The following is an 18,402-nucleotide window of genomic DNA, read 5'->3' as shown; positions in this document are numbered from 1 at the left end:
CCGGGGACTCGCCCGCCGGGCCGCTGCCTAGACTTACCGGCCATGAAGAACGAGCCGGTCGTGCAGATCCGTGGCCTGGTGAAGCGGTACGGCGCCAAGACCGCGGTGAACGGCCTCGACCTGGGTGTACGCACCGGTACGGTCACCGCCGTCCTCGGCCCCAACGGCGCCGGCAAGACCACCACCATCGAGACCTGCGAGGGCTACCGCCGCCCCGACGCCGGGAGCGTACGCGTCCTCGGCCTCGACCCGGTCGCCGACGCCGCGGAGCTCCGCCCCCGGATCGGCGTGATGCTGCAGTCGGGTGGCGTCTACTCCGGAGCGCGCGCCGACGAGATGCTCCGCCACATGGCGAAACTGCACGCCCACCCGCTCGACGTCGACACGCTGATCGAGCGTCTCGGCCTCGGCAGCTGCGGCCGGACGACATACCGCCGGCTCTCCGGCGGCCAGCAGCAGCGCCTCGCCCTGGCGATGGCCGTCGTCGGCCGCCCCGAGCTGGTATTCCTGGACGAGCCGACCGCGGGCCTCGACCCGCAGGCCCGCCGCTCCACCTGGGATCTCGTACGGGAACTGCGCGCAGACGGCGTATCGGTCGTCCTCACCACCCACTTCATGGACGAGGCCGAGGCGCTCGCCGACGAGGTCGCCATCATCGACGCGGGCCGGGCCATCGCCCAGGGCAGCCCGGAGCTGCTGTGCCGCGGCGGCGCCGAGAACACCCTGCGCTTCACCGGCCGCCCCGGTCTCGACCTCGGCTCGCTGCTGAAGGCGCTGCCCGACGGCACGCAGGCGGCCGAGCCCACCACCGGCACCTACCGCATCACCGGCCAGATCGACCCACAACTGCTGGCCACCGTCACCTCCTGGTGCGCGCAGCACGGCGTGATGCCCGAGGGCATCTCCGTCGAGCGTCACACCCTGGAGGACGTCTTCCTGGAACTGACCGGCAAGGAGCTGCGCGCATGAGCGCCGGTACGTACGCCCCGCGGCCCGGGGCCGCCCCGCTGCCCCGCATGATCGGTGCGCAGACCGCGCTGGAGACGCAGATGCTGCTGCGCAACGGCGAGCAGCTGCTCCTGACGGTGATCATTCCGACGCTGCTGCTGGTGCTGTTCAGCGCCGTCGACATCGTGGACACCGGCGCGGGCAGGTCCGTCGACTTCCTGGCGCCGGGCATTCTGGCGCTCGCCGTGATGTCCACCGCCTTCACCGGCCAGGCCATCGCGACCGGCTTCGAGCGGCGGTACGGCGTGCTCAAGCGCCTCGGTGCCTCACCGCTGCCCCGCTGGGGGCTGATGACCGCGAAGACCCTCGCGGTACTGGTCACCGAGGTGCTGCAGGTCGTGCTGCTGACGGTGATCGCGTTCGCGCTGGGCTGGTCGCCGCACGGCAACCCGCTCGCCGTCCTGCTGCTGCTCGCGCTCGGCACCGCCGCGTTCTCCGGGCTCGGCCTGCTGATGTCCGGGACGCTGAAGGCGGAGGCGACGCTCGCCGCCGCCAACCTGGTCTTTCTGCTGCTACTGGTCGGCGGCGGAGTCGTCGTGCCGCTGGACAAGTTCCCGGACGCGGCGCAGTCCGTGCTGGGGCTGCTGCCGATCGCGGCCCTGTCCGACGGGCTGCGGGACGTGCTCCAGCACGGCGCCTCGATGCCGTGGGGCGATCTCGGGATCCTCGCGGTCTGGGCGGTGCTCGGGCTGGGCGCGGCGGCAAAGTTCTTCCGTTGGGAATGACCTGCGGCAACGTGCGCCATGACGTTTCGAGGTAACTCGTCCCCCTCGTGAAAGCTTGCACAAGCCGCCGCTTACGATGGTGCGCGTGCCCAAGCTGACCCGAGCCGAAGTCGCTCAAGCCGCGCGGAACCCGCTCCTCTACATCGCCGAACGCTGGACCCCGTCCCCCCGGACGGTCCGCCGTGCGGCGATGTCGGCCGTCGTGATGGCCGTCGTCATCGTGGTCACCGGCGGTGCGGTGCGGCTGACCGGCTCCGGTCTCGGCTGCCCCACCTGGCCCAAGTGCACCGACGAGTCCCTGACGGCGACGAGCGCGATGGGCTTCCACGGCGCCATCGAGTTCGGCAACCGGATGCTCACCTACGTGCTGTGCGCGGCGGTCGGCTGGGCGATCATCGCGGCCCGCTCCGCGCAGCCCTGGCGGCGCAGCCTCACCCGGCTCGGCTGGGCGCAGTTCTGGGTGGTCATGGGCAACGCCGTGCTCGGCGGCATCGTCGTGCTGGTCGGCCTCAACCCGTACACCGTCGCGGCGCACTTCCTGCTCTCCACCGCGCTGCTCACGGTCGCCGTCGTGACCTGGCAGCGGGTCCGGGAGGGCGACGCGGAGCCGCGTCCGCTGGTCGGCAAGGCGGTCTCGCAGCTGACCTGGCTGCTGGTGACCGCGGCCGGCCTGCTGATCGCCGTCGGCACCGTCGTGACGGGTGCCGGACGGCATGCGGGCGACTCCAGCGAGGTCCACCGCATCCCGCTCGACTGGAAGATGATCGCGCAGCTCCACGCAGACCTGGCCTGGGTCGTGGTGGCGCTCACGGTCGCGCTCTGGTTCGTACTGAAGGCCGTCGACGCGCCGGTCGGTCCGCTGCACCGCACCCGTGATCTCTTCCTGGTGCTGATGGCGCAGGGTGTGATCGGGTATGTGCAGTACTTCACCGACACCCCGGAGATCCTGGTCGGGCTGCACATGCTCGGTTCGTGCCTGGTGTGGATCGCCGTCGTGCGGGTGCTGCTCTCGCTGCGCGAGCGCCCGGTGGCGACCGCCCCGGTGCCCGCCCCGGCCGCGGAGACCCCGGAGCCCGCAGCCGCCGGCTGAGCCCGCTGCGAGGGCCGCCGGTCCAGCCCGTACAACCGGCGCGCGTTGCCGGACGCGATCATCGCCGCGACCCGCGTGGCGTCAGTGCGCGACCACGCGCCGTCCGCCACCCGGCACCCTGCCGAGCGCCTCACGGAACTGCCCCGCGCCCACCACATGCGGCTCCGGCAGTCCATGGGCGCCGCTGGAGAACGCCAGCCTGCCGAACGCGGCGAGCTCCGGGACCTCCGCGAGAACGGCGGTGGCGGCCGCGGTGTGCACGGCCGCCACGAGGTCGGCGAGAAGCTCTCGAGGGTGCCCGAGGTGTCGGCGACCGGCTCGGTGCGGAGCACCCCGTGAGATGCGCCCGACGGTGTCCCGGGCGGCGGCTCAGCCCTTGTCGGAGGGGCCTCCGACCTGGATCCCGGCCATCCGCGTCCACTCGTACGGGCCGGTGCGGACCTTGGCGGCGAACTCTCCGTCGAAGGACTCGTGCATCGTGATCCCGGCCTTCGCGGTGGCCTTCTCGGCGACCGCGTACGAGGGTGCGACCAGGTCGCCCCAGCCGCCGTCCTCGCCGACCAGCACGATGCGGGTGCCCATCTGCCCGATGTAGGCGAGCTGCCCCTCGGCGCCGCCGTGCGCCTTGGCGAAGGCGCCGATCTGCTTGGCGAGCCTGGCTGCCCTGCGCTCCGCGCGGGCGGCCTGCTTCCTGTCGTGGACCTGCTGGGTCTCTGCCGTGTCTGCCGTGTCTGCCATGCAACGGATGCTACCGATGGGTAGATCAACTGGCGACGGGCGGGGCACGTGGCATGGGCCACGTACCCCGCCCGTCGGCAGGAGCGAAACGGTGTCAGCGCAGGAACGGGTCGACCGCGACGGCGACGAACAGCAGCGACACATAGGTGATCGACCAGTGGAACAGTCGCATTTCCTTGAGCTTGGCACCGGACACGCCGGCCTTCGCCCGGTTCTGCAGGCCGTGCGCCTCCCAGAGCCAGAACCCGCCGGTCAGCAGCGCCACGGCCGTGTAGAACCAGCCGGTGTAGCCGAGCGGGGTCAGCAGCAGCGACACCGCCACCATCACCCAGCTGTAGATGACGATCTGGCGGGCCACCACCCGGTTGGACGCGATGACCGGGAGCATCGGTACGCCGACACGGGCGTAGTCGTCCTTGACCTTCATCGACAGCGGCCAGTAGTGCGGCGGCGTCCAGAAGAAGATGACGGCGAAGAGGATGACCGCGGCCCAGGACATGGAGTTGGTCACTGCGGACCAGCCGATGAGGACCGGCATGCAGCCCGCGATACCGCCCCAGACGATGTTCTGCGAGGTGCGCCGCTTCAGCAGCATCGTGTAGACGACGACGTAGAAGAGCAGCGCGCCCAGCGACAGTGCCGCCGACAGCCAGTTGACGAGCAGCCCGAACCAGACCGTCGAGATCACCGCGAGGGCAATGCCGAAGGCCAGGCACTCGCGCGGGCTCACCATGCCGGTGACCAGCGGACGCTGCGACGTACGGTCCATCAACGCGTCGATGTCGCGGTCGATGTACATGTTGAGTGCATTGGCACCACCCGCGGAGAGATATCCCCCGATGGTGGTGGTGAGCACGAGCCACAGGTCGGGCACACCCTGAGCGGCCAGGAACATCACCGGAACAGTGGTGATCAGCAACAGCTCGATGATCCGCGGCTTGGTAAGCGCCACGAATGCCTTGACACGGGCCCCGAACGGGCGATGGCCCCCTGGGCTCGGAGTCAAGGCGACCCCTGCGGGTCGGGACTCGACGGCCGTCACGCACACCCCTGACAGAGAAATCCCAGCAAGCTCCGGACATGAAGGCCCAGTAAAGACTTGCGCGAACCAGACCACTGTAGACGTTGGAGACACGCCGTTCTTCGCGGGGGTGGCGTCGTGTTGGAGTGGCGCAGAAACACGGTGTCCGATGAGCGCATAAGTAAGGAGTGATGCTCATCCGAGTGGCGCAGAAGTGAGCCGTTGCGCTCATACGGGAGGCGAACTCCACAGGCCGCCCGCACCCTGGAAAGCACCCGGAAAATGCGTGCTGTGTCGGGGGTAGGCTCGACGACGCCCGGTGCGGTCACCAGCCACCGGTTTACAACAGTGGAGAGGAGCCCTGACTCAGGGTGAGCACCAAGCCGACCACCACAGACCTCCAGTGGACCGAATTGGACCAGCGGGCCGTGGACACCGTCCGCGTCCTTGCCGCTGACGCCGTACAGAAGGTCGGAAACGGCCACCCGGGTACGGCGATGAGCCTGGCTCCCGCCGCATACACGCTCTTCCAGAAGGTGATGCGGCACGACCCCGCCGACGCGGACTGGACCGGTCGCGACCGGTTCGTGCTCTCGGCGGGTCACTCGAGCCTGACCCTCTACATCCAGCTCTACCTCGCCGGGTACGGCCTGGAACTCGACGACCTCAAGGCGTTCCGCACCTGGGGCTCGAAGACCCCCGGTCACCCGGAGTACGGCCACACCACCGGTGTCGAGACGACGACGGGCCCGCTGGGCCAGGGCGTCGCCAATGCCGTGGGCATGGCCATGGCCGCCCGCTACGAGCGCGGCCTGTTCGACCCGGAGGCGGCCCCCGGCACCTCCCCGTTCGACCACATGGTCTGGGTCATCGCCGGTGACGGCTGCCTCCAGGAAGGCATCTCCGCGGAGGCCTCCTCGCTGGCCGGGCACCAGAAGCTCGGCAACCTGGTCCTCCTGTGGGACGACAACCACATCTCCATCGAGGGCGACACGGAGACCGCGGTCTCCGAGGACACCCTGAAGCGGTACGAGGCGTACGGCTGGCACGTTCAGCGCGTCGAGCAGCTGCCGAACGGCGACCTGGACCCCGCCGGTCTCTACCGGGCGCTCCAGGCGGCCAAGGCCGAGACCGAGCGCCCGTCGTTCATCGCGGCCCGCTCGATCATCGCCTGGCCGGCCCCGCACGCCCAGAACACCGAGGCCTCGCACGGCTCGGCGCTCGGCGAGGACGAGGTCGCGGCGACCAAGAAGGTCCTGGGCTTCGACCCGGAGAAGACCTTCGAGGTGGCCGACGAGGTCATCGCGCACACCCGTGAGGCGCTGGACCGCGGCCGCGAGGCCAAGGGCGAGTGGGAGAAGACGTTCGCCGCGTGGCGCACCGCCAACCCGAAGCGCGCCGCCGAGTTCGACCGGATCTCCGCGGGCGAGCTGCCCGAGGGCTGGGAGGACAGCATTCCGGTCTTCGAGCCGGGCAAGAGCGTCGCCACCCGCGCCGCCTCCGGCAAGGTGCTCCAGGCTCTCGGCGAGATCGTCCCCGAGCTGTGGGGCGGCTCCGCCGACCTCGCGGGCTCGAACAACACGACGATCGACAAGACGTCGTCGTTCCTCCCGGTGGGCAACCCGCTGCCGGGCGCGGACCCGTACGGCCGCACGATCCACTTCGGTATCCGCGAGCACGCCATGGCCGCGGCCATGAACGGCATCGCACTGCACGGCAACACCCGCATCTACGGCGGCACCTTCCTGGTGTTCTCCGACTACATGCGCAACGCCGTGCGGCTGTCCGCACTGATGCACCTGCCGGTGACGTACGTGTGGACGCACGACTCGATCGGTCTCGGCGAGGACGGCCCGACCCACCAGCCGGTGGAGCACCTGGCCTCGCTGCGCGCCATCCCGGGCCTGAACATCGTCCGCCCCGCCGACGCCAACGAGACCTCCGTCGCCTGGCGCGAGATCCTGCGCCGCTACACCAAGGTGTTCGGCAAGGGCACCCCGCACGGCCTGGCGCTGACCCGTCAGGGCGTGCCGACGTACGAGGCGAACGAGGACGCGGCCAAGGGCGGCTACGTGCTGTTCGAGGCCGAAGGGCCCGAAGGGCAGAAGACAGAGCCGCAGGTCCTCCTGATCGGCACGGGTTCCGAGGTCCACCTCGCCGTCGAGGCGCGCGAGGAACTGCAGGCGGCCGGCATCCCGACCCGGGTGGTCTCGATGCCGTCGGCCGAGTGGTTCGAGGAGCAGGACCAGGCGTACAAGGACAGTGTTCTGCCGCCGTCCGTGAAGGCCCGCGTCGCCGTCGAGGCGGGCATCGGGCTGACCTGGTACCGGTACGTCGGAGACGCGGGCCGGATCGTCTCGCTGGAGCACTTCGGTGCCTCGGCCGACGCCAAGGTCCTCTTCCGCGAGTTCGGTTTCACCGGTGCGCACGTTGCCGCCGCAGCGCGGGAATCTCTCGCCGCCGCCGCGCGCTGACGCCGTTATACGACTAGTAGGAGATGCAATTCTCATGACAGACGCACTCAAGCGCCTCTCCGATGAGGGCGTGGCGATCTGGCTCGATGACCTGTCGCGCAAGCGGATCACCTCCGGCAACCTCGCCGAGCTGATCGACCAGCAGCACGTCGTGGGCGTCACCACCAACCCGTCCATCTTCCAGAAGGCGATCTCGCACGGAGAAGGTTACGAGCAGCAGCTCACCGACCTGGCGACCCGCAAGGTCACGGTCGACGAGGCCATCCGCATGATCACGACGGCGGACGTCCGCGACGCCGCCGACATCCTGCGCCCGGTCTTCGACGCCACGGGCGGCCAGGACGGCCGGGTCTCCATCGAGGTCGACCCGCGTCTGGCCCACCACACCCACGCCACGATCGCCGAGGCCAAGCAGCTGGCCTGGCTGGTCGACCGGCCGAACACGCTCATCAAGATCCCGGCGACGAAGGCCGGTCTGCCGGCGATCACCGAGGTCATCGGCAAGGGCATCAGCGTCAATGTCACGCTGATCTTCTCGCTGGAGCGCTACCGCGAGGTCATGAACGCCTACCTGGCCGGCCTGGAGAAGGCGCAGGCCGCAGGCCTGGACCTGTCCAGGATCCACTCGGTGGCGTCGTTCTTCGTGTCCCGTGTGGACTCCGAGATCGACAAGCGGCTCGACGCGATCGGCACCGACGAGGCCAAGGCGCTGAAGGGCAAGGCGGCGCTCGCCAACGCCCGGCTGGCATACCAGGCGTACGAAGAGGTCTTCTCCTCCGACCGCTGGGCGGCTCTGGACAAGGCGCAGGCCAACAAGCAGCGTCCGCTGTGGGCCTCCACCGGTGTCAAGGACCCCGCGTACAAGGACACGCTGTACGTCGTCGACCTGGTCGCCCCCGGCACGGTGAACACCATGCCCGAGGCAACCCTGGAGGCCACGGCCGATCACGGGCAGGTCACCGGCAACACTGTCGCCGGCACCTACGAGCAGGCGCGGGCCGAGCTCGACGCCGTGGCAAAGCTCGGGATCTCCTACGACGACGTCGTGCAGCTCCTCGAGGACGAGGGCGTCGAGAAGTTCGAGGCGTCCTGGATCGATCTGCTCAACTCCACCGAGGCGGAGCTCAAGCGCCTCGCTCCTTCGGAGGGCTGACCACATTGTCTGGTGTTCTCGGAGCCAACCCGCTCCGTGACGCCCAGGACCGCCGGCTCCCGCGTATCGCGGGGCCGTCGGGTCTGGTCATCTTTGGCGTCACGGGCGATTTGTCCCGCAAAAAGCTGATGCCCGCTGTCTACGACCTGGCCAACCGCGGCCTGCTGCCACCGGGCTTCTCGCTCGTCGGCTTCGCGCGCCGCGAGTGGCAGGACGAGGACTTCACCCAGGAGGTCCACGACGCCGTCAAGCAGCACGCCCGCACGCCGTTCCGTGAGGAGGTCTGGCAGCAGCTCGTCCAGGGGATGCGCTTCGTCCAGGGCAACTTCGACGACGACGAGGCCTTCGAAACCCTCAAGGCCACCATCGAGGAACTCGACAAGGAACAGGGCACGGGCGGCAACTTCGCCTTCTACCTGTCCGTGCCGCCGAAGTTCTTCCCGAAGGTCGTCCAGCAGCTGAAGAAGCACGGACTGGCGGACCAGAAGGAGGGTTCCTGGCGGCGTGCCGTCATCGAGAAGCCGTTCGGTCACGACCTCACCAGTGCGCAGGATCTCAACCAGATCGTGCACGACGTGTTCCCACCCAACGAGGTCTTCCGGATCGACCACTATCTGGGCAAGGAGACGGTCCAGAACATCCTGGCGCTGCGGTTCGCCAACACGATGTTCGAGCCGATCTGGAACCGGAGCTACGTCGACCACGTCCAGATCACGATGGCCGAGGACATCGGCATCGGCGGCCGGGCCGGCTACTACGACGGCATCGGCGCCGCCCGTGACGTCATCCAGAACCACCTGCTGCAGCTACTGGCGCTGACCGCGATGGAGGAGCCCGGCTCCTTCCACCCGAAGGCCCTGGTCGCCGAGAAGCTCAAGGTGCTCACGGCGGTCGAACTGCCGGATGACCTGGGCAAGCACACCGTGCGCGGCCAGTACGCCCACGCCTGGCAGGGCGGCGAAGAAGTCCTCGGCTATCTGGAGGAGGACGGCATCGACCCCAAGTCGAAGACCGACACCTTCGCCGCGATCAAGCTGACGATCAACAATCGCCGCTGGGCGGGCGTGCCGTTCTACCTCCGTACCGGAAAGCGGCTCGGCCGCAGGGTCACGGAGATCGCGGTCGTCTTCAAGCGCGCCCCGTACCTGCCGTTCGAGTCGGGGGCCACGGAGGAACTGGGCGGCAACGCGCTGGTCATCCGGGTCCAGCCGGACGAGGGCGTGACCGTGCGGTTCGGCTCCAAGGTGCCCGGCACCTCCATGGAAGTCCGGGACGTCACGATGGACTTCGCCTACGGCGAGTCCTTCACCGAGTCCAGCCCGGAGGCGTACGAGCGGCTCATCCTCGATGTGCTGCTGGGCGACGCCAACCTCTTCCCCCGCCACCAGGAGGTCGAGCTCTCCTGGAACATCCTCGACCCCATCGAGGAGTACTGGGACAAGCACGGCAAGCCCGCGCAGTACCCGGCGGGCACCTGGGGTCCGGCAGAGGCGGACGAGATGCTCGCACGAGACGGACGGAGCTGGCGTCGGCCATGAAGATCGACCTCACGGAAACCACCTCCAGCAAGATCAACCAAGCGCTGGTGTCGGCTCGGCGTGCCGTCGGCACGCCGGCCATCGGCATGGTGCTGACCCTGGTCATCGTCACCGACGAGGAGAACGCGTACGACGCCCTCAAGGCGGCGAGCGATTCCTCCCGCGAGCACCCCTCGCGGATCATCGCGGTGATCAAGCGGGTCAGCCGCTCGCCGCGCAGCCGGCGCGACGCGCGGCTCGACGCCGAGCTACGGGTCGGTTCCGACTCGGGCTCCGGCGAGACCATCGTCCTGCGCCTCCACGGTGAACTGGCCAACCACGCCCAGTCGGTGGTCCTGCCGCTGCTGCTGCCGGACGCCCCGGTCGTGCTGTGGTGGCCCGAGGACGCGCCGTCCAGCCCGGCGAAGGACCCGCTGGGCGCGCTCGCCCAGCGTCGGATCACGGACGCCTACTCGGCGGAGGCGCCGAGCGCCGAACTCGTGGCGCGCGCCCAGTCGTACACCCCGGGCGACACGGATCTGTCATGGACCCGCATCACCCCGTGGCGCTCGATGCTGGCGGCCGCGCTCGACCAGAAGCCGGGCGAGGTACTGTCGGCGACGGTCGAGGGCGAGTCGGAGAACCCCAGCTGCGAGCTGCTCGCCATGTGGCTCGCGGACCGGCTCAAGGTACCGGTGCAGCGCACGCTGTCCGCCGGCCCCGGTCTGACGGCCGTACGGATGGAGACCAAGGACGGCACCATCGTCCTGGATCGCCCGGACGGTTCGCTGGCCACGCTCTCCATGGAGGGACAGCCGAACCGTGCGGTGGCGCTCAAGCGGCGGGAGACCGCCGAGCTGCTCGCCGAGGAGCTGCGCCGTCTGGACCCGGACAACACGTACGAGGCCACGGTGAAGTTCGGTGTGGAGAATCTGGCCGGCGCGGCAGCGCCCGAGCCCGCCGCAGCGAAGGCGTCCGAGCCCGCCGCCACCCCGGCCCCGGCGAAGAAGAGCGCGGCGAAGAGGGCGGCAGCGAAGTGAGTGCCCCTCAACTTGTCGTGCACCGCGACAAGGAGCTGATGGCTCAGGCCGCCGCGGCCCGGCTGATCACGAAGATCGTGGACGCCCAGGCCGCGCGCGGCTATGCCTCGGTGGTCCTCACCGGCGGGCGCAACGGCAACGGCCTGCTGGCCGCGCTCGCCGCCGCGCCCGCCCGGGACGCGATCGACTGGTCGCGGCTCGACCTGTGGTGGGGCGACGAGCGGTTCCTGCCGGACGGCGATCCGGAGCGCAATGTCACGCAGGCCCGTGAGGCCCTGCTGGACTCGGTGCCGCTCGACCCGTCCCGGGTCCATGCGATGCCCGCTTCGGACGGTCCCTGCGGCAACGACGCCGAGACCGCCGCGGCCGCGTACGCTGCCGAACTGGCCACCGCTGCCCGTCCGGAGGACCACGGCCCGGTCCCGACGTTCGATGTGCTGATGCTGGGCGTGGGCCCGGACACGCATGTCGCGTCGCTCTTCCCGGAGCTGCCCGCGGTACGGGAGACCGAGCGCACCGTCGTCGGTGTGCACGGCGCTCCGAAGCCGCCGCCCACCCGTATCTCGCTGACGCTGCCCGCGATCCGGGCCGCGCGCGAGGTGTGGCTGCTCGCGGCGGGCGCGGACAAGGCGGAGGCCGCGGCCATCGCACTGTCGGGCGCCGGAGAGATCCAGGCCCCGGCGGCGGGCGCGTACGGACGCAGCCGCACGCTGTGGCTGCTGGATTCGGCGGCCGCCTCGCAGCTGCCGCGCGCGCTGTATCCGCCGGCCTCTTCCTGAGCGGTCGTCAACGCGACTGACAACAGGCCCGGTTCGCTCCCAGGAGCGGGCCGGGCCCGTCTGTGTCCGGTACCCCCAGTCGTCGACGGCCCGAAGGGGGCGCAGGCGGAGGACGTCCGATCCGCCTGACACCGGAGCGGGGTCAGGCGTGCGGCGGCGTGCGCTCCAGGAAGGGCTCCAGCAGGCCGGGGGCGGCCTCGGAGGCGAAGTCGAGGCCCTCGCTCGTACCGGCGTCGTACACCGTGTAGGCGCCCGCTCCGGCCGCCGTCGTGGCGGTCACACTCAGCAGTCCCGCCCGCCGCTGGAAGTACGACTGCCTCACCGTCCAGCCGATCACTCCGGCCCGCTCCAGTGCGGCGGTGGAGCGCCGCACGGTGCCGGAGCGGGTCACCAGATAGTCACCGCTGAGAGCGTGTCCCAGGCCGCGGTACGCATCACGGGCCAGCACCACGCCGACCGGCAGCCCCACCACGGCGCAGCCCAGGGCAACCCAGAGCAGGACGGGCGTCAGCAGCACGCCCAGGACACCAAGGATCAGCACGGGCGCCAGGACGGCCCGGGCCGCCCGGCGCAGCCGTCTGCCACGGGCCGCGAGGGGGTGCGGGATCAGCGGGGCACGGGTCGGGGCCGTGGACTCGCGCAGCGCGGCGGCGGCCACGGCGTCGGCGACGCTGCGGGGCGCGGCGGGCAGCAGGGTGTTGTGGTCGCCGTGCTGCTCCTCGTCGTCCTTGGCGAGGCCGGTGGTGATCGCGTCCACCCGGGCGGCGCCGAACAGCCGGATGCCGAGCGGTTCGACGACGTCGACGCCACGCAGTCGGCGCTCCTCGATGGTGACGGACCGGGAGGTGAGGAGCCCGCGCCGGATCCGTAGGGTGCCGCCTGGTTCGCGCTCCAGGCGGTAGCTCCACCACATCTCGATCCAGAGGCCGAGCGCGCCGAAGACCCCGGCGACCGTCACGGTGACGGCAAGGATCACGGCCGTCGTGAGCAGCGAGGTGTCCCGGAAGCGGTCGCCGATCCAGTGGAGCACCTGGCCCTGTTCCCCGAACCAGTCGCTGACCTGCAGCACCGCCCCGGCCGCCGCCCCGCCGAGGGCGGGGGTGACGAACGAGACCGGTGCGTAGCGGATCCAGCGCGGGTCGAGTGCGGCGAGCTCGCCCTCGCGGTGGGTGCCGGGCGCGCCGGTGGCCGCGCGGCTCAGCAGTTCGTGGCGGAGCCGTTCGCCCTCGCTCCTGCGGACCGGGTCGAGCTCCAGGGTGGCCTCGTTGCCGGCGTGCTCCCCGGTGCCGATCCGGACGGTGACGAGGCCGAGTATCCGCAGCAGGGGGTGGGCGGTGAGGTCCACGCTGCGGATGCGTTCGCGGGCCAGTGAGCGCTTCTTGAGCAGCAGCAGCCCCGTGTGGAGTTCGACGCGCTCGGCACCGATGCGGTAGCGGGTGCGGCGCCAGCGTACGTAGTCGCCGCCCGCACCGCAGCCGATCAGTACGAGCGCGCCGGTCAGCACCCAGGCAACGGCGGCCGCGAGGCCGAGCCGTCCGGCCAGGCCGAGCGTGGTGGGCACGGCAGCGCCGGCCGCCACGCCGGCCGAGACGAGTGCGGTGACGAGGACCGTACGCCGGTCGAGCTGCCGCCAGCCGGCTCCTGCGGTCGCCCCCGGATCCGTACCGTCCCGGTCCGATATGCCGGCCGGTGAGGCGAGCCGCTCGCTGCCCGTGCCGTCCGCGACCTCACTCATGTGGCGTCCCCGGGCGTGTCCTGGGTGATCCGGGTCAGCCGCTCGGCCAGTTCGGCGGCGAGCTCGTGGTCGAGGCCCTCGATCTTCAGGGAACCTTTGGCGGAGGCGGTGGTCACGGTGACCGAGGCCAGCCTGTACAGCTGCTCCAGCGGGCCTCGCACCGTGTCGACGGTCTGGATCCGGGACATCGGCGCGATCCGCCACTCCTGCCGGATCATGCCGGTCCTGATGTACACCGCCTCGCCGGTGACCTCCCAGCGGTGGGTGCGGTACCACCAGCGGGGGAAGAGGACGGCGCAGGCCGCACCGAGGACCGCGAGGACCACGGCGGGCAGCAGCAGCCAGAACCGGGCGGGCGCGATGAGTGCACCCAGCACGGCCAGGACGGCCACCGGCGCCGCGGTCAGCAGCAGCCACTGGGTCCGCCACCAGCCGACTGCCCTCGGGTCCAGCGTGTTGTTCGGCGGCCGGAGCCGCACCGTCCCCTCCCCGGCGGTCATCGGATCAGCGGCCCCGCAGCGTGCGGTACGCGGCGACGAGGGCGGCGGTCGAGCTGTCCAGCTGCTCGCCCCCTGTCCCCTCGGTCAGCACCGGCTCGATCTTCTTGGCGAGGACCTTGCCGAGCTCGACGCCCCACTGGTCGAAGGAGTCGATGTTCCAGACGGCGCCCTGGACGAAGACCTTGTGCTCGTACAGCGCGATGAGCTGGCCGAGAACGGACGGCGTCAGCCGGTCCGCGAGGATCGTCGTCGTGGGGTGGTTGCCCCGGAACGTCTTGTGCGGCACCAGTTCCTCGGCGACACCCTCCGCGCGGACCTCGTCCGGCGTCTTGCCGAAGGCCAGCGCCTGGGTCTGGGCGAAGAAGTTGGCCATCAGCAGATCGTGCTGGGCGACCAGCCCGGGCAGCAGGTCGGCCACCGGCTCGGCGAAGCCGATGAAGTCGGCCGGGATGACCTTGGTGCCCTGGTGGATCAACTGGTAGTAGGCGTGCTGCCCGTTGGTGCCGGGCGTGCCCCAGACGACCGGCCCGGTCTGCCACTCGACCGGACTTCCGTGCCGGTCAACGGACTTGCCGTTGGACTCCATGTCCAGCTGCTGCAAGTAGGCGGTGAACTTGGACAGATAGTGGCTGTACGGCAGTACGGCATGCGACTGGGCGTCGAAGAACGCGCCGTACCAGATGCCCAACAGGCCGAGCAACAGAGGGGCGTTGGCCTCCGCCGGTGCGGTGCGGAAGTGTTCGTCGACGAGGTGGAAGCCGTCGAGCATCTCGCGGAACCGGTCCGGTCCGATGGCGATCATCAGCGAGAGACCGATGGCGGAGTCGTACGAGTAGCGGCCGCCGACCCAGTCCCAGAACTCGAACATGTTCGCGGTGTCGATGCCGAAGTCCGCGACCTTCCCGGCGTTGGTCGAGAGCGCCACGAAGTGCTTGGCGACCGCGTCCTGATCGGCCCGAAGGCCGGTCAGCAGCCAGTTGCGGGCGGAGGTGGCGTTGGTGATCGTCTCGACCGTGGTGAAGGTCTTCGACGCGACGATGAACAGCGTCTCGGCGGGGTCGAGGTCGCGAACGGCCTCGTGCAGGTCGGCGCCGTCGACGTTCGACACGAAGCGGACGGTGAGCGAGCGGTCCGCGAAGGAGCGCAGCACTTCGTACGCCATGGCGGGGCCGAGGTCCGAGCCGCCGATGCCGACGTTGACGATGTTCTTGATCGGCTTGCCGGTGTGGCCGGTCCACTCCCCCGACCTTACGCGGTCGGCGAAGGCCGCCATCCTGTCGAGCACGGCGTGCACGGCGGGCACCACGTTCTTACCGTCGACCTCGATCACGGCGTCGCGGGGGGCGCGCAGAGCGGTGTGCAGGACGGCGCGGTCCTCGGTGGTATTGACCTTCTCGCCGCGGAACATGGCGTCACGCAGCTCGGCGACTCCGGTGGCGGCGGCGAGCTCGCGCAGCAGTCGGAGCGTCTCGTCGGTGACCAGGTGCTTGGAATAGTCGAGATACAGATCGCCGACCCGGAGGACATATCCGGCCCCGCGCTCCGGATCGTCGGCGAACAACTGCCGCAGATGCGTCTGCCCGAACTGCTCGCGGTGCTTGCCGAGAGCGGTCCACTCGGGCGTCTGATTCAGCTTGGTTCGGCTTCGTGTGTTCATCCCGGATATCAGCCCACTTCTTCTCGTACGTGCACGTGCCCCGCTGCCCCTCCAACTTAATTGATCAGAGGGGTTGACGAGGCGACGAAAAGCTGTGACGCCGCCGCATGCACTCCGGCCGGGCACCCTTGGGGTGACCGGCCGGTGAGCCAAAACTAGATTTCGCCCCGGAGTTTGGCCAGGGCCTCGGCGAGGATGGCCTCGCCGTCCGCATCGCTGCGACGCTCACGTACGTACGCGAGGTGCGTCTTGTACGGTTCGGTGCGCGGCGGGTCCGGCGGGTTGTCCCGGTCCTGACCGGCCGGGAAGCCACAGCGCGGGCAGTCCCAAGTGTCCGGTGTCTGCGCGTCACTGGCGAAGCTCGGCTGCGTCTCGTGCCCGTTCGAGCACCAGAAGGAGATGCGGAGACGCGGCGCGGACTCGCCACGCTCGGCCTCACCCATCGGCCCCGCTCCGACCCGGCTTCCCCGGATCGCGTTGCCACTTGCCACGGTCGTAACTCCCTGCGTGATGGTGCTCGAAGATGCCCCAGTCTACGTAAGGCCCAACGCGCGTCCAGTGAAAGGAGTTACACCCTCACCGGGAATCGCGGACGCCGGGTCAGCTGTCCAGCTTCATCAGCAGACCAAGCACGACAATGCATGCGAACCATCCCAGACCGACCACCACGGTGATCCGGTCGAGGTTTCGCTCGGCGACCGAGGAGCCACCGACGGACGACTGCATACCGCCACCGAACATGTCGGAGAGGCCGCCGCCCTTTCCCTTGTGCATCAGCACCAGCAGCATCAGCAGCAGGCTGAAGACGATCAGGGCGATCGAGAACCCCATAACCACGGCTGGTCCCTACTTTCCGGAATTCCCTTGGACTGCTCTAACGGACAACGGGGGCCGGGGGGACAATGCCCCCAGCCCCCGCAAGGGTACGACGGATCGGCGCTACCGCATACTCACTGGTCGCGGAAGCGGACGATCTTGACGAATTCGTCGGCATCCAGTGCGGAGCCGCCGATCAGGGCGCCGTCCACGTCGGGCTGCGCCATGATCGCCGCGACGTTCCCGGACTTCACCGAGCCGCCGTACTGGATACGGACAGCATCCGCCAGCTCCTGCGAGTACAGCTCGGCGAGCCGGCGGCGGATCGCACCGCAGACCTCCTGCGCGTCCTCGGGGGTGGCGACCTCACCGGTGCCGATGGCCCAGACCGGCTCGTAGGCGATCACGATGGACTCGGCCTGCTCGGCCGGGATGTCCTTCAGGCCGCCGTCGAGCTGCGCGAGGGTGTACGCGACCTGGTCACCGGCCTTGCGGATGTCCAGGCCCTCACCGACGCAGAGGATCGGCGTCAGGCCGTACCGGTACGCGGCCTTCACCTTGGCGTTGCAGATCTCGTCGTTCTCGCCGTGGTACTGGCGGCGCTCGCTGTGGCCGACCGCGACATACGTGCACTTCAGCTTGGCGAGCATGGAGCCGGAGATCTCACCGGTATACGCGCCGGAGTCGTGCGCCGAGAGGTCCTGGGCGCCGTACTTGATCTTCAGTTTGTCGCCGTCGACCAGCGTCTGCACCGAGCGCAGGTCGGTGAAGGGCGGCAGGACGGCGACCTCGACGGCGTCGTAGTCCTTGTCGGCCAGGGCGAAGGCGAGCTTCTGGACGTGTGCGATGGCCTCGAGGTGGTTGAGGTTCATCTTCCAGTTGCCCGCCATCAGCGGGGTACGGGTGCTCATGAAAGGTCAGTCCTCCAGTGCGGCGAGGCCGGGAAGCGTCTTGCCCTCGAGGTATTCGAGGCTGGCGCCGCCACCGGTCGAGATGTGGCCGAATGCGTTCTCGTCGAAGCCCAGGATGCGGACGGCAGCGGCGGAGTCGCCACCACCGACGACACTGAAGCCCGAGGAGTCGACGAGGGCCTGGGCGACCGCCCGGGTGCCCTCGGCGTAGTCGGGGTGCTCGAAGACGCCCATGGGGCCGTTCCAGAAGACGGTGACGGCGTCGGCGAGCTTCGAGGCGTACAGCTTGTTGGTCTCGGGTCCGTTGTCCAGACCCATCACGCCGGCCGGGATGGCGTGCGCGGGCACGGTGCTGTGCTGGGTCGGCGCCTTGGTCCTGAGGTCCGGGAACTGCTCGGAGACGACGACGTCGACGGGGAGCACGAACTCCACGCCCTTCTCCTCGGCGCGCTTCAGATACTGCAGCACCGCCGGGATCTGGTCCTCCTGCAGGAGGGAACTGCCGACCTCGTGGCCCTGGGCCTTGAGGAAGGTGTACGCCATGCCACCGCCGATGAGGATGCGGTCGGCCCGCTCCAGGAGGTGGTCGATGACGCCGAGCTTGTCGGAGACCTTGGAGCCGCCGAGCACGACGGCGTACGGACGCGCGACGTCCTCGGTGAGCTTCTTCAGCACGCCGACCTCGGTGGCGATCAGGTCGCCCGCGGCGTGCGGCAGCCGGGCCGGGAGGTCGAAGACCGAGGCGTGCTTGCGGTGGACGGCTCCGAAGCCGTCGCCCACGTAGACGTCGGCGAGTTCGGCGAGCTGGTCGGCGAATGCGCCGCGCTCGGCGTCGTCCTTCGACGTCTCACCGGGGTTGAAGCGGAGGTTCTCGATGACGGCGACCCGGCCGTCGGTGAGGGCTGCGACCGTGGCGCGGGCGGACTCGCCGACCGTGTCGGTCGCGAAGGCGACGTCGGCGCCGATCAGCTCGCCGAGCCGGGCGGCGGCGGGGGCCAGGGAGAAGGCCGGGTCCGGGGCGCCCTTGGGGCGGCCCAGGTGCGAGGCGACGATGACCTTCGCACCGGCCGCGGCGAGCTTCTGCACGGTCGGCTGGACGGCGCGGATGCGGCCGTCGTCGGTAATGGTGGTGCCGCTCAGCGGCACGTTGAGGTCGGCGCGGACGAATACGCGCTTGCCGGTGACCCCTTCGGCGAGAAGTTCGTCGATCGTCTTCATCTTGCTGGACTCCTTGGAGG

Annotated in this window: 17 protein-coding genes and 1 pseudogene; 8 read left to right on the top strand and 10 right to left on the bottom strand. The window is 69.9% G+C overall.

What is annotated here, in order from left to right; genetic code table 11:
* Nucleotides 1-42: 42 nt before the first annotated feature.
* The 3 genes from ACNPQM_RS28075 (at nucleotide 43) to ACNPQM_RS28065 (ending at nucleotide 2,823) form a co-directional block, all read left to right on the top strand.
* On the top strand, nucleotides 43-969 hold the full coding sequence (locus ACNPQM_RS28075) for an ABC transporter ATP-binding protein (protein WP_418086157.1): 927 nt from the start codon (nucleotides 43-45) through the stop codon (nucleotides 967-969).
* The gene (locus ACNPQM_RS28070) at nucleotides 966-1,733 is read left to right on the top strand and encodes an ABC transporter permease (protein ID WP_358860184.1); all 768 of its coding nucleotides are present in this window, start codon (nucleotides 966-968) and stop codon (nucleotides 1,731-1,733) included. Before ACNPQM_RS28075 ends, ACNPQM_RS28070 begins: the two co-directional genes overlap by 4 nt.
* Nucleotides 1,734-1,809: 76 nt before the next feature.
* Nucleotides 1,810-2,823: a COX15/CtaA family protein gene (locus ACNPQM_RS28065; protein WP_358860185.1), complete on the top strand. Its 1,014-nt coding sequence runs from the start codon at nucleotides 1,810-1,812 to the stop codon at nucleotides 2,821-2,823.
* 23 nt (nucleotides 2,824-2,846) lie between these two features.
* Here ACNPQM_RS28065 and ACNPQM_RS28060 read toward each other — a convergent pair.
* The 3 genes and pseudogenes from ACNPQM_RS28060 to ACNPQM_RS28050 form a co-directional block, all read right to left on the bottom strand.
* Nucleotides 2,847-3,147, bottom strand: a pseudogene (locus ACNPQM_RS28060) (amidohydrolase); the annotation flags it as partial.
* 45 nt (nucleotides 3,148-3,192) lie between these two features.
* Nucleotides 3,193-3,561, bottom strand: a complete 369-nt coding sequence (locus ACNPQM_RS28055; RefSeq protein ID WP_418086156.1) for a hypothetical protein — start codon at nucleotides 3,559-3,561, stop codon at nucleotides 3,193-3,195.
* 94 nt (nucleotides 3,562-3,655) lie between these two features.
* Nucleotides 3,656-4,609, bottom strand: a complete 954-nt coding sequence (locus ACNPQM_RS28050; RefSeq protein ID WP_358860187.1) for a heme o synthase — start codon at nucleotides 4,607-4,609, stop codon at nucleotides 3,656-3,658.
* 344 nt (nucleotides 4,610-4,953) lie between these two features.
* On the opposite strand from ACNPQM_RS28050, the gene tkt reads away from it, so the two are divergent.
* Genes tkt through pgl form a run of 5 tightly spaced genes read left to right on the top strand, consistent with a single transcriptional unit; the run spans nucleotide 4,954 to nucleotide 11,545 of the window.
* Nucleotides 4,954-7,056, top strand: coding sequence for a transketolase (gene tkt / locus ACNPQM_RS28045; RefSeq protein WP_358860188.1), 2,103 nt, complete (start codon nucleotides 4,954-4,956; stop codon nucleotides 7,054-7,056).
* 34 nt (nucleotides 7,057-7,090) lie between these two features.
* Nucleotides 7,091-8,209 (top strand): transaldolase, encoded by a 1,119-nt coding sequence (tal, locus tag ACNPQM_RS28040; RefSeq protein ID WP_358860189.1) that lies wholly within the window; start codon nucleotides 7,091-7,093, stop codon nucleotides 8,207-8,209.
* Between the two features lie 5 nt (nucleotides 8,210-8,214).
* Nucleotides 8,215-9,747: a glucose-6-phosphate dehydrogenase gene (gene zwf / locus ACNPQM_RS28035; protein WP_418086155.1), complete on the top strand. Its 1,533-nt coding sequence runs from the start codon at nucleotides 8,215-8,217 to the stop codon at nucleotides 9,745-9,747.
* A complete protein-coding gene (opcA, locus tag ACNPQM_RS28030; protein ID WP_358860191.1) occupies nucleotides 9,744-10,766 on the top strand; it encodes a glucose-6-phosphate dehydrogenase assembly protein OpcA in 1,023 nt (340 codons plus the stop codon). Before zwf ends, opcA begins: the two co-directional genes overlap by 4 nt.
* Entirely contained in the window at nucleotides 10,763-11,545 is a 783-nt protein-coding gene (pgl, locus tag ACNPQM_RS28025; RefSeq protein WP_418086154.1) for a 6-phosphogluconolactonase, read from the top strand. Before opcA ends, pgl begins: the two co-directional genes overlap by 4 nt.
* Nucleotides 11,546-11,687: 142 nt before the next feature.
* Here the strand turns inward: pgl and ACNPQM_RS28020 are convergent, their stop codons facing one another.
* The 7 genes from ACNPQM_RS28020 to ACNPQM_RS27990 all read right to left on the bottom strand — a co-directional run bounded on the left by ACNPQM_RS28020 (nucleotide 11,688) and on the right by ACNPQM_RS27990 (nucleotide 18,382).
* A complete protein-coding gene (locus ACNPQM_RS28020; protein WP_358860193.1) occupies nucleotides 11,688-13,280 on the bottom strand; it encodes a PH domain-containing protein in 1,593 nt (530 codons plus the stop codon).
* Complete coding sequence (locus ACNPQM_RS28015; protein WP_358860194.1) at nucleotides 13,277-13,780, bottom strand: PH domain-containing protein; 504 nt, start codon at nucleotides 13,778-13,780, stop codon at nucleotides 13,277-13,279. Before ACNPQM_RS28015 ends, ACNPQM_RS28020 begins: the two co-directional genes overlap by 4 nt.
* A 4-nt stretch (nucleotides 13,781-13,784) precedes the next feature.
* Complete coding sequence (gene pgi / locus ACNPQM_RS28010; RefSeq protein ID WP_418086153.1) at nucleotides 13,785-15,437, bottom strand: glucose-6-phosphate isomerase; 1,653 nt, start codon at nucleotides 15,435-15,437, stop codon at nucleotides 13,785-13,787.
* Between the two features lie 155 nt (nucleotides 15,438-15,592).
* Nucleotides 15,593-15,928 carry an RNA polymerase-binding protein RbpA gene (locus tag ACNPQM_RS28005; RefSeq protein WP_078839979.1) on the bottom strand — a complete coding sequence of 112 codons (336 nt, stop codon included), beginning with the start codon at nucleotides 15,926-15,928 and terminating at the stop codon, nucleotides 15,593-15,595.
* A gap of 109 nt (nucleotides 15,929-16,037) precedes the next feature.
* Nucleotides 16,038-16,268 (bottom strand): preprotein translocase subunit SecG, encoded by a 231-nt coding sequence (gene secG, locus ACNPQM_RS28000; protein WP_358860196.1) that lies wholly within the window; start codon nucleotides 16,266-16,268, stop codon nucleotides 16,038-16,040.
* 119 nt (nucleotides 16,269-16,387) lie between these two features.
* Nucleotides 16,388-17,164 (bottom strand): triose-phosphate isomerase, encoded by a 777-nt coding sequence (gene tpiA / locus ACNPQM_RS27995; protein WP_358860197.1) that lies wholly within the window; start codon nucleotides 17,162-17,164, stop codon nucleotides 16,388-16,390.
* A 6-nt stretch (nucleotides 17,165-17,170) separates the two neighbouring features.
* Nucleotides 17,171-18,382 (bottom strand): phosphoglycerate kinase, encoded by a 1,212-nt coding sequence (locus tag ACNPQM_RS27990; protein WP_418086152.1) that lies wholly within the window; start codon nucleotides 18,380-18,382, stop codon nucleotides 17,171-17,173.
* Between the last annotated feature and the right edge of the window lie 20 nt (nucleotides 18,383-18,402).

The organism is Streptomyces sp. NPDC056231 (assembly GCF_048270745.1).
Taxonomy (GTDB): domain Bacteria; phylum Actinomycetota; class Actinomycetes; order Streptomycetales; family Streptomycetaceae; genus Streptomyces.
This window is presented reverse-complemented; position numbering and strand designations above follow the sequence as displayed.

What these genes read in the sequence shown, in the direction of transcription:
- ACNPQM_RS28075 (WP_418086157.1), top strand. Translation starts at nt 43, where the DNA reads ATGAAGAACGAGCCGGTCGTGCAGATCCGTGGCCTGGTGAAGCGGTAC.
- ACNPQM_RS28070 (WP_358860184.1), top strand. Translation starts at nt 966, where the DNA reads ATGAGCGCCGGTACGTACGCCCCGCGGCCCGGGGCCGCCCCGCTGCCC.
- ACNPQM_RS28065 (WP_358860185.1), top strand. Translation starts at nt 1,810, where the DNA reads ATGGTGCGCGTGCCCAAGCTGACCCGAGCCGAAGTCGCTCAAGCCGCG.
- ACNPQM_RS28055 (WP_418086156.1), bottom strand. Translation starts at nt 3,561, where the DNA reads ATGGCAGACACGGCAGACACGGCAGAGACCCAGCAGGTCCACGACAGG.
- tal (WP_358860189.1), top strand. Translation starts at nt 7,091, where the DNA reads ATGACAGACGCACTCAAGCGCCTCTCCGATGAGGGCGTGGCGATCTGG.
- opcA (WP_358860191.1), top strand. Translation starts at nt 9,744, where the DNA reads ATGAAGATCGACCTCACGGAAACCACCTCCAGCAAGATCAACCAAGCG.
- ACNPQM_RS28020 (WP_358860193.1), bottom strand. Translation starts at nt 13,280, where the DNA reads ATGAGTGAGGTCGCGGACGGCACGGGCAGCGAGCGGCTCGCCTCACCG.
- ACNPQM_RS28015 (WP_358860194.1), bottom strand. Translation starts at nt 13,780, where the DNA reads ATGACCGCCGGGGAGGGGACGGTGCGGCTCCGGCCGCCGAACAACACG.
- pgi (WP_418086153.1), bottom strand. Translation starts at nt 15,437, where the DNA reads ATGAACACACGAAGCCGAACCAAGCTGAATCAGACGCCCGAGTGGACC.
- secG (WP_358860196.1), bottom strand. Translation starts at nt 16,268, where the DNA reads ATGGGGTTCTCGATCGCCCTGATCGTCTTCAGCCTGCTGCTGATGCTG.
- tpiA (WP_358860197.1), bottom strand. Translation starts at nt 17,164, where the DNA reads ATGAGCACCCGTACCCCGCTGATGGCGGGCAACTGGAAGATGAACCTC.
- ACNPQM_RS27990 (WP_418086152.1), bottom strand. Translation starts at nt 18,382, where the DNA reads ATGAAGACGATCGACGAACTTCTCGCCGAAGGGGTCACCGGCAAGCGC.